Here is a 12,906-nt window from a genome sequence, read left to right on the forward strand (position 1 = left end):
CCGGGACGCCGGCCGCGCGCGCGGCCGCCGCAAACGGGCTGCTGGCCGGCGCGATCGCGCTCCTGCGGGCCGATCTGTTCTGGCTGCCCTGGCTCTGGATGATCTGGCCGGGACGTCTGCGCGGGCGCCGGCAGCTGCTCGTCGCGGCCCTGTGCTGGGCGGCCGTGCTGGCGCCCTGGTGGATCCGCAACGCCGCCTTGAGCGGCAACCCCTTCTTCACGCTGCAGGCCTACGCCGAGCATCTCAAGGAGACGCCGGCGTGGCCGGGATACTCCATCTACGCATCCCTGGATCCGCAGTCCATCTGGCACACGTTGAGCCACGATCCGGCGCTGATCGCCCGCAAGACCCTGGCCGGTCTCCGTTATTACCTGACGCGACTCGACGGCTGGCTGCCCGTGGTGCTGTGGGTTTGCGGCTGCCTCGCCGCGGCCGTGAGGTTCAGGCGGACGCGTCGTTTCAGCGATCCCTTGCCCGTGCTTGGTGTCAGCCTCGCGGCAATGACCCTGGCATATGCGCCCATTTCCTACACCCTGCGCTACATGGCCGTCGTCCTGCCCGTCCTGACGCTCGAGATGTGGTCGGCGGTGTCCGGGGAACTGGCCGCACGCCTGCCCGGCCGCGGCGGACGGACGAGGCGCATCGCCTTGCTAGTGGCCCTGACGGCCGCCTGCATCTGGTTCCTGCCGGCCCGCATGCCGGGCTGGGAACGGGCGAGGGATGAAGCCGCCCGATCGGCATCGACCTTGCCCGCGGCACTGGAGAACCTGGAGAAGATCCCGCCCGGGCCTCTCTTCACCGATAGCGCCGCACTGCTCTGGTACGGGAATCGCGCAGGTGTATGGTTACCGGAAAGATCCGCGGTCGAGAGGGAGATTCGCGCTTCGATACCCGAAATGGCACGGGCCCCGATCATCCGCCAGGACCCGACCGCCGGTGGCTCAGGAAACGACCGATAGAACGAGACCGCCCAGTATGCAGAGCGGCAATGCCACCACCACCAGCAGCAACGGCAGGGCCGTGGTCAACAACACGGCCACGATGATCAGCAAAGGAATGCCGATCACCAGCGCCAAGAGCCCCTTGGTGAGGAGGAAGAGCAGCTTGAAGGGCAGCAGCACCAGTGCGAAGACGACCTTCAGGAGGAACAGGCCCACGCTGAGGACCACCAGCAGGGCCAGCAGACCTATGATCAATTCGATGAACATCGGAACTCCTCCCTCTTCCAGGCCAAATCCTCCTGACATACGCATCACGCCTCCACGAGGTTGCATGACATCAAGTGACGACACGCCACTATTCCGCGACGGATATATTGCATTATGATTATCTTTGATGACAATCAAATCGCATTTATGATATAATACTATCTACGAAGAAGCTGCAGCCTTTGGTGACGTCTCGGGATTCGGTAAGGCCTCGCGCTACCTGGGGAACTCGGGTGACCATGGAAGCGGCTTCTTTTCTCGACCCCGTGCGGGGCGGGGTTCGTGGACTCCCTCAAGGGAACGGGCTCCGGAGAGATCCGGAGCCCGTCGTTTTGACACGTAAAAAGCGGCTATTCCGGCTTCGTGAAGTAACCGTCGGCGATTTTCGGATTCGCTTCGAACTTCTTCAGCACGCCGGCCGCGAAGTGCTCACCGTCGTGGAGGATGGTGAGGGTCGACGGACGCTTGAAACCACCGTAGTCCTTGTAGTCCGCGTACATGATCTTCTCCTGGACGGGACTCCCGGACATCGGATCCTGCCCCTTGCCCTGCTCCATGACGATCAGGCCCGTGGCGGCGTCGAGGTAGAACAGGGTGAAGTCGCCGTCTTCCTTGGTGACGTAGACGCGGTCGCAGATCACGCCGTCCAGCTCTTCCTGTGCGAGGGCCTGGCAGGCCCGCTGGCCGTGATCGCGCAACAGGGTCATGGTGGAGCCGGTGATCTCCTGCTTCATGTCCCCCAGCTGTTCCGCGGGCAGATCCTGCACGCCCATGGGGCCCCGCGCCCAGGCCGTATCGCCGTCCAGACACTGGGCCATCTCGCCGAAGGGGGTCTTCTGGATGGTCTTGAGCTTGTCCGGGTAGACGATGGTCTGCTCGATGCCGAAGGTCAGCGGCATGCCCTGGATCTCCAGGTCCAACGACAACTCGCTCATGAAGCCCTTGAGGGTGGCGAGCTGCTTGCCGCCGATGGCCGTGGCGGCCTTGGCCATCAGGGCCTGCCCCGCGGCGAGCGTCTCCTCGGTCGCCGCCGGGACATCCAGGGTCAGCTTCGGCTCGGGGATGGTGATGTCGACATCGTTCACGAGTCCGTACTTGCTCAGGTCGCCGTCGAAGAGTTCCGGGTTGCCGACCACGAGCAGGGAGAGCTGGCCCGGCTTCCAGACGTCCTGGCAGGCGGCGAGCACGGTTTCGGGCGTCAGGGCCAGGACGTTGTCGCGGTAGGTGGTCAGGAAGTCGAGCGGATAACCGTACATCTCGAAGATCACCGCACGGTCCAGGACCTCGCGCTTGGTGTCGTAGTTGAAGACGTCGCTGTTCATGATGCCGTCGATGGCGTCCTGCAGCTCCTTCTGGGAGACGGCCTCTGTGGTCATGCGCTCGATCTGCTCGAGCATGACGTCCAGCGCCTCCTCGGTGGTCTCGCACTTGGTGCCTGAGAACGCCACGAAGGTACCGGGGAAGCGCCAGCCGGTGCCGGCCTGGCTGCCCGTGGAATAGGCCAGCCCGCGCTTGCTGCGCACCTCGTTGAACAGCCGCGACGAGAAGCCGCCGCCGAGGATCTTGTTGGCGACCTGGATGGCCGCGTAGTTCTGGTGATCGTTGCGGATGCCCTTGTGGCCCATCAGGACCATGGACTGGGTCAGGTCCTCCTTGGCCGCCACGTTGACCGTGCGCGGGAAGTTGGGGATGTCCGGATCGGGGGGCAGGGGCGCCGCAGCCTTCTCCCAGCCGGCGAAGGTCGCCTCGATCTTGGCGATCATGTCCGCGGTGTCGAAATCGCCGATCACGACCAGGTACATGCGGTCGGGGTGGAAGAACATGTCGTGGAAGGCGAGCAGGTCATCACGGGTGATGCTGCCGATGGTGTCGTATTCCTCCACGCGGGCCAGCGGGTGGTCCGCACCGAAGATGACCTTCGTGAACTCGCGCATGGCAATGCTCATGGGCTCGTCGTTGCGGCGGGAGATGCCGGCCTTCGCCTGGGTCTTGGCGAGGGTGATCTTGTCCTCGTCGAAGACCGGGTGCATGAGGATCTGGCCGAGGATCTCGAGCGCCTTGTCGGCGTCCTCGGTCAGGGCCGACAGGTAGGCCCCGCCAGTGGCGGAGCCCACCCAGGTCTCGACCGAGGCGCCCATGTTTTCGACCATCTCGTCGATCTCGTCGCCCGTCCATTTGGCGGTGCCGCCGGTGCGCAGCACGTCGCCGGTGATCGAGGCCAGACCGGTGAGATGGGCCGGCTCGTAGATGCTGCCCGCCTGGATGGTGGCCGAGAGCTGGACCAGCGGAAGTTCGCGGTCGACGGCCAGATACAGGATCATGCCGTTGTCCAGCTCGATCCGCTCGTATTCGGGCATACTGATCTCGCCCAGATCGGGATACTTGAACTTCTCCCAGGTTTTCTTGGCGGCCGCCGCCTCGGGGGCCGCCGCTGCTACGACCACCAGCGCCAGCAGCAGCAGCGCCGTCGTCTTCAGTAGGAATCGCTTCATGGTCTATCCTTTCTTTCCGCGCGCGGCGCGGCGGTTTCTACTCGGCCTCGACCGTCTCGATGTAGGCCACGGTGCGATTGTTGGGCACGAAGATCTCCTTGGCCACGCGCTGGACGTCTTCCACCGTGACGGCCTCGATGTCGTCGAGCTGCGTGAACATCTCGCGCCAGTCGCCGTTGAGACCCTGGTACGCCGCAAGCTGGCGCGCGAGGCCCAGGTTGCCCTGCAGCGACCGCACGTAGTTGGCCTTGGCGCGGCGCTTCACGCCCGCCAGCTCCTCCTCGGTCACACCCTCGTCGACCAGTTTCTGGATCTCCTCGAAAATGGCCCCCTCGATCTCGAGGGCCGTCACGTCCTTGGCCGGTATGCCCAGGAAGGCCAGCAAGGTCGGGTACTTGTTCGAGGGGAAACCGGCGAAAGAGACGACCTGGGCCGCGATCTTGTCCCGCTTCACCAGGCGCCCGTAGAGACGGCTGGTGCGGCCCTGGCCGATGATGTCGGCGATGGCCTCGTACACGGCGTAGTCTGGCTCGTCGTAGTTGCCGATGTGGAAGCCGCACATGTAGAAGGGCTGGGCCTCGTCCTCGATGACGATGCGGCGCTCGCCCTTCTGCTCGGGCTCGAAGGTGTCCATCACGGGGGGCTCGGCGGCGGAGACGCCGGCGAAGTACTTCGTGGCCAGCTTCTTGACCTCGGCGAAGTCGACATCGCCCACGATGGCCACGGTCATGTTCTTGCCCACGTAGTGCTTGTCGTAGAAGGCCTGGCAGTCGGCGCGCGTGGCGTTCTGGATATCGCTCATCCAGCCGATGGTCGAGTGGTGGTAGGGATGCGCCATGAAGGCCAGGTTCTGGAACTGCTCCATGAGCATGCCGAAGGGACTGTTGTCCGTGCGCATGCGGCGTTCCTCGAGCACCGGGCCGTGCTTCTCGGTGTAGAACTGGCGCAGCACGGGGTCGGCCATGCGCGTGCCCTCGAGATAGGCCCACAGCTCCAGCCGGTTGCTCGGGAAGCTGTAGAAGTAGTTGGTGTCGTCGGTCCAGGTGCCGGCGTTCATGCCGCGCCCGCCGTTGTTCTCGACGATCTCGCCGAACTCGTTGGGGGTCACGAACTCGAGGGCGGCCTTCACGGCGGCGTCGAAGGCGGACTGCAGCTCGGCCAGCTTGTCGGGATCGGCCCGGTCGCCCCTGTTGCGCTCCTTCAGCAGCGCGGCGAAGGCCTTGTCTTCGGCCTGCATGGCCTTGAGCTCCTTCTTGATGTCGGTGGTGCCGATCTCAGATGTGCCCTTGAAGGCCATGTGCTCGAGGATGTGGGCCATGCCCGTGTGCCCGGTCAACTCGTCGGAGCTGCCGACGTTCATGTAGGTGTTGAAGGAAAAGACGGGCACGTCGTGCCGCTCGAGCACGATGAAGTGGATGCCGTTGTCGAGGGTGAACTCCTGGACCTGGTCCTGGAGATCCTGGGGGCTGCCGACGGCTGCGCCGGCCGCCAGCAGCAGCACGACCCCCGTCAGGCCTGAAACCAGTTTCTTGGGAAAAGCGGGCATGATGCCTCCATCTGTTGGCCTTCCGCGCCGCGGGGCGCAGAAAGCGACCGCCACACGTTCCGGCCGGGGCCGGAACCTGAACGAACCGCGTTGCTGATCTGGGTGGTACGGGACCCGATCCGGCACGCTAACATCTACGCTCGAATGTGTCAAACAGGTCAACGGAACAGTTCCTTGCGCCGCAACAGCCAGCAACCCAGAACGATGCTGGCCAGGATCACCAGCGCGAGCACCAGCAACGATTGCCAGGAAGCCGGGGGGACCTCGTTCAGGAACATCATCTTCAGTCCCTGCAACAGGTTTGGCATGCTCTGGGAATCCGGCGCCGCGTTGTGCAGCAGGTTGCGCAGGTGGAAGACGACCGTCATCTCCTGCAGGCGCAACGGCGCGTTGCCGCCGATCGACTCCCAGCCGAAAGCGAACAGGATGGCCGGCAACAGCGGCTTCTTCAGCCAGGTGCCGACGCAGGCGAAGACGGCCGTGTAGACGCAGGCGCCGCACACGATCACCACGCAGGCGCCGGCGTAGAGCTTCAGGAAGTCCCAGGACACGATGCCGGTGTTGCCGACGGTCATGACCATGAAGCAGACCACCAGCGATCCCGAGACGAGCACCGCGGAGACCGTCTGGGCGGCGATCAGCCGGCCGATGTAGATGGCTTCGCGGAGCAGGGGACGGGTCCAGTAGTAGATGATGGTGCCTTCGTCGGCGCTCTCGCCGATGGCCGAAAGGCCGAAGGCCAGCGAGACCACGGCGACCATGAAATGGACGTAGACCATGCCGCTCAGGTTGGCCAGCAACAGGTCCGGCCCGATGATGCCGTTCTTGTCGAGCAGACGCCAGGCGATCACGAGCACCACCGGCAACAGCATGAGCAGTCCCACCGAGAGTATGCGGCGCCGCCGCAGCATCTCGCGGAAGGAGAAGAAGGCGATCCAGAAGGCCGAGATCCAGATCGACAGGGGACGATCGGTTCCGGCGGGGACGGCGGGTGCGCTTTCCGTCGTCATCTCAACCTCCCACCAGGTAGTCGAAGACGGCCTGCAGGTTGTCGTCCAGGGTCTGGAACTCGTCCACCGGCAGATCCTCCGCCAGCAGCCAGCCGGGCAGCTCGCGGTAGAAGCTCACGGCATGATCGGTGCGCACCACGACCCGCCCGAACTCGTCCAACTCCACGCCGATCACCAGCTCCTGGCCTGCCAGGAACGAGGACAGGCGCCGCGGATCGGGACTGGTGAAGGCCACGATGGTGGGACGGTCCTCGATGGCGTCCCTGATCTCGGTGATGTCGCCCTCTGCCATGAGCTTGCCGTGGTGGATCAGGGCGATCGACCGTGTCATGGTCTCGATCTCGGGCAGGATATGGCTCGAGACGACCACGCAGCGTCCCTCGCCGCCGAGACGCTTGACCAGGGCCACGATCTCGCGACGCGATACGGGGTCCATGCCGTTCAGGGGCTCGTCCAGGAAGATGATCTCGGGATCGTGGGCCAGGGCCTGCGCCATCTTGATCTTCTGGCGCATGCCCTTGGAGTAGGCGCCGATTCGCGTATCGGCGGCATCGGTCAAATGCACGAGCACGAGCGCGTCTCCTGTGCGGCGGACGACCTCGGCGGTGTCGTAGCCCATCAACCGGATCATCAGCGACAGGAATTCGCGTCCGGTCAACCAGTCGAAGAGCGCGTCGCTCTCCGGGCAGAAGCCCACGCGCCTGAACAGGCCGACCTCGCGGCGCAGACGGTTGCCGCGGATCATCACCTCTCCCTGGCTGGGCACGATCAGACCCGACATGAGCTTGAACAGGGTGGTCTTGCCGGCGCCGTTGAGTCCCAGCAGACCGGTGACGCCGGCGCCCAGGGAGAGGGTGCAGTCGTTGACGGCGATCACCTCGCCGAACCACTTGCTGACCCGCTCGGCGTGCAGCACCGGTGAGTGCCGGTCGGCTGCGAAACCGCTCAAGATACCACCTCCACCGGCCGGATACGGCTACGCAGGATCGACCAGCCCGCCGCCGCATAGAGGACGACCAGCGCCAGACTGACGGCGGGCGCGACACTCTCGAGGTGTCGCGGGGCGCCGAAGAAGATCGTGCCGGCATTGAGGAACTGTCCCGGGAAACTCATGATCGCCAACCGCGCGTCGAACAGGACGTTGATCTCCGCCAGGGCGTCGGTGCCGGCGACCAGCAGGACCCACCACGTGACCGAGAAGGCGGTCCGGGTCATCAACGCCGAAATTGCCAGCAGGACCAGGGCGTAGGCGGCTCCCGCCAGCAGACAGTAGGCGCTGGCGCGCAAGGGGATCTCCAGGAGCATCTCCATCCCGGTGGCGCCGTTGGTCACCAGGTAGCCGAAGATGCAGAGCGCGCAGATGGGAAAGAGCGTCACCGCGAAGTAGTAGGTCATGATGATCGCGCCCTTGCCCGCCACGTAGTCGCGCAGGCCGAGCGGGCGCGAGAAGTAGAGCGCCAGACCGTTCTCGCGCCGGTCCTTGGTGATCAGGTTCGCGCCGATGATGGCCAGGACGATCAGCACGAAGGGCGACTGCCACTTGAGGAAGGCGTGGAAACCGGCGGCGGTGATGTCCGTCCAGGCGCCGCCCAGCAGGCGGGTGAGCTCGCCCATCTTGAAGGTGAAGTAGAGGATGCCGCCCTTGACGATCGCCGGCACCCAGGCCACCACCAGCAGGAAGAGCAGCCGACGGCTTTTGACGGGCTCGGCGATGCCGCGTCTGGCGATCACCCACCACGCGGGGGCGGCGCGCCGGCCGGAATGTTCCCAGTGACGGTAACCGCGTTCGTAGACGGGCATGTCACGCCTCCTTCCCGGCGGCTGCGGCCGCGCCATCGTCCACGAGCCTGAAGAACAGATCCTCGAGGGTCTCGGTCTTGATCTCGAGGCGCCGCAGGGCGAACTCGCAGTCCGCCGCCGCCTCCAGGATCCGCCTGGCGCCGGAGGCCCGGGGCAGGGTCACCTCCCACAGACGCTCCCGCCGTTCCACGCGCGCCCCGGCGCCGGCGAGCCGGTCCGCGAATGCCTGCTCGTCCCCGAAACCCTCCACGATGAACGCCTCCCGGTCGCCCTTGGATTCCACCTGCACGCGGCCGTGATCCAGCAGCACGCCGTCGCGCAGTACGAGGATCTCCTCGCATACGGCGCGCACGTCGGCCAGCAGGTGGGTCGAGAGGATCACGCCGAATCCCTTGGCGCGGGCCAGGTCGCGGACCAGCTCCAGCAGGTTCACGCGGCCGCTGGGATCGAGACCGCTGGTGGGTTCGTCAAGCAGCAGCCATTCGGGATCGTGCACCAGGGCCTGAGCGAGCTTCAAACGCTGGCGCATACCCTGGCTGTAGGTGTCGGCCTTGCGGTATCGCTCGTCGGCCAGGCCCACGTAATTCAGGACCTCGTGGGAGCGCTGCAAGGCGTCGGTCGGCGGCATGCCCGAGAGTTCGCCCAGGTAGGCCACCATGCCCACGCCGCTCATGGCCGGCAGGATGCCTCCGCGCTCGGGCATCCAGCCGAGACGACGGCGGGCGGCGCTGGCGTCGACGGCCATGTCGCTGCCCAGCACCCTCACGCTGCCTCGAGTCACCTTCAGATGCCCGAGGAGGGCCCGCAAGAGCGTGGTCTTGCCGGACCCGTTCGGCCCCAGCAGGCCGATAGCGCGCTTCTCCAGGACGAACGTGACGTCGCGCAAGACGGGGGCGCGTCCGTAGGCGAACGTCAGGCCGACGACCTCGATGGCGCCCGCGTCGGCCCGGTTGACTTTGTCTTGTTCAGTCGGCATCATGGAGTCCGGATTTCGATCACTTGTCCGCCGGTTCGCCGAATCGATCAGGCTGCTCCTACGGCACGGGAAGCCCATTGTTACAGAGCCGCAGGGAATTGCAAGAACGTTCCCTGCGGATCAGGACACGAGGTGGGAGACAATGGCGAAGAAGCCCTTCGGATTCAGCACGCGATGCGTCCACGGTCACGGCCACCAGTCGGACGGCAGATGGCGGACGGCCCGTCCGGTCTCGATCCCCATCATGCAGACATCCACCTTCGCCTTCGACAACGCCGACCACGGCGCGGCCGTCTTCGCCGGCGAGGATGACGGTTTTCTCTACACCCGTCTGGGCAATCCCACCCAGGAAGCGCTGGAACAGCGCATTGCGGCGCTCGAGGGCTCTGCCGCGGCTCTGGCGACGGCCAGCGGCATGGCGGCGGCCACCACGGCGGTCCTGACCCTCTGCGAGTCCGGCGAACATATCGTATCCGGCGACACCCTGTACGGCGGCACCCACCAGCTCTTCTCGCATACACTGCCGCGTTTGGGCATCAATGTCACCGAGGTCAACGCCACCGATCCGGGCAATTTCGAGGTCGCCATCACCGACAAGACCAAGCTGATCTACGTGGAGACGCCCGCCAATCCCACCCTGGTGCTGACCGACATTCCCGCCGTGGCCGAGATCGCCCACGCCCGCGGCATCCCCCTGCTGGTGGACAATACCCTCTGCACGCCGGTGCTGCAGAGGCCGCTGGGAATGGGCGCCGACATCATCCTGCACAGCGGCACCAAATACATCGGCGGTCACGGCGACGCGATCGCGGGTCTCCTGGCCGGTTCCAAGGAGTTCATCACCCGCGCCCGTTTCGAGACGTTGCGCGACGTGGGCGGCTGTATCAGCCCCTTCAATTCCTGGTTGCTGATCCGCGGCCTCAAGACCCTCCCCATCCGCGTGCGCAAGCACTGCGAGAACGCCATGGCGTTGGCCCGGTGGTTGGCGGGACATCCCAGGGTGGCCAAGGTCAACTACCCCGGCCTGGAGAATCACCCGCAGCACGAACTGGCCAAGCGCCAGCAGGACGGCTACGGCGGACTGATAACCTTCGAGGTCCGCGGCGGGCGCGACGCCGGCAAGGTCGTCATGGACAACGTTGAGCTCTGCACCCTGGCGGTGAGCCTTGGCGACGTGGACACCCTGATCGAGCATCCCGCCACCATGACGCACTCGACGTATTCCGAGAAGGATCTGCGGAAGGTCGGTATCGATCCCGCCATGATCCGGCTCTCGGTCGGTCTGGAAGACCCTGAGGACATCATGGACGATCTCGATCAGGCCATGAGTCGCATTTGAAGCCTGGCCGTGGACGAGGCCGCACACCCCCCTGCTGGACTCATGCGCTTTGCGAAATCGCCAGCAGGGGGGTGTGCGGCCTCGTCCACTCCTTTCAGATGCGGCTCTTGGGCTGATCGGGATCGGGATGACGATCAGGGTTCCAGGGGGGACGGAGCGGCCGAACGGGTCAGCTTGGCTTCCAGCAGGGTGGTCAGTTCGGCGCCCAGAGCACGAACTTGCCGAAGGCGAGACGCGACAAGCGCCCATTCATACCAGCGCCGAGGCAGACGGCGAGGCCCAGTGCATGGATGAAGACCACGTCGCGCAGGATCCATCGGAACGTCCAGGATCCCACATAGACCAGCTGCAGCACCAGCGTGCCCAGCACGAGCAGATAGTACCGTGAGGGCCGCAGCCGGAAGACGCCGACGGTTAGGATGCCGCCCAACAGGCCGGCGACAACGAAGATATGCGCCCCCCGATGCCTATCGAAGATATCCAGACCGTGCAGCAGCGACCCGGACCACAGGCAAGCCGCCCAGCACAGCGGCACGATGACGATCGCCGACTTCATCCGACTCATGCCGCCCCCTCGTCCATACGACTCTCCGTCCATCACCGAGCCCAATGCGCCCGCCACCCTACCAGACATGCGAGCACCCAGCCCGCACCGGAACGGAGGTCGAGACGGCAGCCCAAGACCACCGAGCCTGCACGGAGACACGCACCCCTCACCGAGCGATTTCGCTTGCGCATGAGCGCGGTGAGGGGTGCGTGTCTCCGTGCAGGCTTGTTCGAGGCTATTGAACCGCCGTCTCGACCTCCGTCTCGCTGCGCGCGACCCGCTCGGCCTCCCATTCGGCGGCGATCGCGAGCAGATCCTCGGTGGTGCGGGCGCGCTTGAAGATATCCAGTGTCTCAAGCAGCTGGACGTCATCCTCGATGGCCACCTGATAGGCGGCCTGGGGACCATAGTTGCGGCGCATGAGCTCTCGCCTGATGCCCTTTCGGATGTAATCGCCGTTGGCGACCAGCAGCGAATCGGAGCGGGCCAGGTCGTAGACTCCCAGGTACTCGTCGATCTTCTCGCGTGTGGCGAGGTGCTCGGAGAAAGACTGGAACATCTCGTCGCCGACAACGATGTCCCGGGGAACCTCGTGGTGGGCCGACCAGGTGGTGGCGAAGCTGAACAGGGCCCCGTCACGCTCGAGGGCCACCTCGAAATCGGAGAGGAAGGGCTGCTCGATCTCCATGTCGGGGGTGATCCCGCCGCCGCCGTAGACGATGCGACCGGCGTCGGTGCTGAACTTCTCCTTCTCGTCGCGCGGGACGTCTTTCTCGACCTCCGCCCCGTCCCCCTGCGCCCCATCCGGCGCCACGGTCAGGTCGAGATCGCTGTCGTCCACGTGCCGGTCCTTGTGGATGGAGCGGCCGGAGGGCGTGTAGTACTTGGCCGTGGTCAGCTTCAGGGCGCGGTCGTCGCTCAGGGGGAAGACCGTCTGCACGGTGCCCTTGCCGAAGGTGGTCTTGCCCACCACCATGCCCATGTCGTGGTCCTGGACGGCCGCGGCGACGATCTCGCTGGCCGAGGCGGAGGATCCGTTGACCATGATGATGCTGGGCAAGCCGGTCTTGCGCGGCGCGGCCTTGCCCTCGGCGTAGTAGCTCCGGTTCTGGTTGCGCAAGCGCCCCTTGGTGTAGACGATGAGATCCCCTTCGTCCAGGAACAGCTCGCTCACGCCGTTGGCCGCCTCGAGCAGGCCGCCCGGGTTCCAGCGCAGATCCAGGATCAGGCCGCGCGCGCCCTGGGCTTCCAGCTCGGCCAGCTTCGCGACCAGTTCATCGGTGGTCGTACGGGAGAAGTTCGCCACCCGTATGTAGCCGATGTCGTCGATCATGAAGGCGTAGGGAACGCTGTCCACCTGGATGATGTCGCGGGTGATGGTCAGGGGGAAGGGCTCGTCGCGGCCCTCCCGCTGGATGGTGATCGTGACCTGGGTGCCGGGCTCGCCGCGCAGCAGACCGACCGCGTCGTTGCTGGTGAAGTCCAGGGTCGACTCCCCTTCGATCTCGATGATCTTGTCGCCGCCCTGGATGCCCATCAGGAAGGCTGGCGTGCCCTCGATGGGCGAGACCACGGTCGGGTAGTGGTCGCGGATGTTGATGGTGATGCCCAGGCCGCCGAACTCGCCCTCGGTGGACATCATCAGATCCTCGTAGTAGCTGGGCGGCAGGTACTGGGTATGCTCGTCCAGGAAATCGAGCATGCCGTCGATGCCGGCCTCGAGGAGTTCGTAGGCATCCACGTCCTCGACGTAGTTGTAGAAGACACGCTCGTAGACGCTGCCGAGAATCTTCAGGCCGTCCAGGAACTGCTGGCGATCGGTACCTTTGCCCGCTTCCTTCGCGTGCACGGTGCCGTGCCAACACGCAACCAGCACCAGCGCCGCAAGGACCAGCGTCAGGAGTGAACGGCGGGGCGGCAGGAAGCGAAACCTCTTGGCGGCGTTCATGTTGTCAGTATCTCCCGTTGGTGGGGGCATCGCGGTCTCA

Annotated in this window: 11 protein-coding genes; 2 read left to right on the forward strand and 9 right to left on the reverse strand. The window is 65.3% G+C overall.

All coding sequences use genetic code 11. From position 1 onward, the window contains the following. On the forward strand, window positions 1–959 hold a 959-nt coding region (locus KJ554_05205), incomplete at its 5' end, for a hypothetical protein (GenBank protein ID MBU0741734.1). Here the strand turns inward: KJ554_05205 and KJ554_05210 are convergent. The 7 genes from KJ554_05210 to KJ554_05240 all read right to left on the reverse strand — a co-directional run bounded on the left by KJ554_05210 (window position 942) and on the right by KJ554_05240 (window position 9,032). Continuing rightward, a complete protein-coding gene (locus tag KJ554_05210; protein ID MBU0741735.1) occupies window positions 942–1,208 on the reverse strand; it encodes a hypothetical protein in 267 nt (88 codons plus the stop codon). The two genes, KJ554_05205 and KJ554_05210, sit on opposite strands and share 18 nt — an antisense overlap. Before the next feature lie 350 nt (window positions 1,209–1,558). Beyond that, window positions 1,559–3,700 (reverse strand): insulinase family protein, encoded by a 2,142-nt coding sequence (locus KJ554_05215; GenBank protein MBU0741736.1) that lies wholly within the window; start codon window positions 3,698–3,700, stop codon window positions 1,559–1,561. Window positions 3,701–3,737: 37 nt separating this feature from the next. Next, window positions 3,738–5,246 (reverse strand): insulinase family protein, encoded by a 1,509-nt coding sequence (locus tag KJ554_05220; GenBank protein MBU0741737.1) that lies wholly within the window; start codon window positions 5,244–5,246, stop codon window positions 3,738–3,740. Between the two features lie 158 nt (window positions 5,247–5,404). Further along, complete coding sequence (locus KJ554_05225) at window positions 5,405–6,256, reverse strand: ABC transporter permease (protein ID MBU0741738.1); 852 nt, start codon at window positions 6,254–6,256, stop codon at window positions 5,405–5,407. Between the two features lies 1 nt (window position 6,257). After that, entirely contained in the window at window positions 6,258–7,205 is a 948-nt protein-coding gene (locus KJ554_05230) for an ABC transporter ATP-binding protein (GenBank protein ID MBU0741739.1), read from the reverse strand. Beyond that, a complete protein-coding gene (locus tag KJ554_05235) occupies window positions 7,202–8,056 on the reverse strand; it encodes a hypothetical protein (protein MBU0741740.1) in 855 nt (284 codons plus the stop codon). Before KJ554_05235 ends, KJ554_05230 begins: the two co-directional genes overlap by 4 nt. Window position 8,057: 1 nt before the next feature. Continuing rightward, the gene (locus KJ554_05240; GenBank protein MBU0741741.1) at window positions 8,058–9,032 is read right to left on the reverse strand and encodes an ABC transporter ATP-binding protein; all 975 of its coding nucleotides are present in this window, start codon (window positions 9,030–9,032) and stop codon (window positions 8,058–8,060) included. 142 nt (window positions 9,033–9,174) lie between these two features. Here KJ554_05240 and KJ554_05245 point away from each other — a divergent pair, with 142 nt between their 5' ends. Next, window positions 9,175–10,371, forward strand: coding sequence for an aminotransferase class I/II-fold pyridoxal phosphate-dependent enzyme (locus KJ554_05245; protein MBU0741742.1), 1,197 nt, complete (start codon window positions 9,175–9,177; stop codon window positions 10,369–10,371). A 193-nt stretch (window positions 10,372–10,564) separates the two neighbouring features. Here the strand turns inward: KJ554_05245 and KJ554_05250 are convergent, their stop codons facing one another. Further along, complete coding sequence (locus tag KJ554_05250) at window positions 10,565–10,936, reverse strand: hypothetical protein (GenBank protein ID MBU0741743.1); 372 nt, start codon at window positions 10,934–10,936, stop codon at window positions 10,565–10,567. A gap of 217 nt (window positions 10,937–11,153) precedes the next feature. Beyond that, window positions 11,154–12,866, reverse strand: a complete 1,713-nt coding sequence (locus KJ554_05255) for a S41 family peptidase (GenBank protein MBU0741744.1) — start codon at window positions 12,864–12,866, stop codon at window positions 11,154–11,156. Window positions 12,867–12,906: the final 40 nt, after the last annotated feature.

The organism is bacterium (assembly GCA_018814885.1).
Classification (GTDB): domain Bacteria; phylum Krumholzibacteriota; class Krumholzibacteriia; order LZORAL124-64-63; family LZORAL124-64-63; genus JAHIYU01.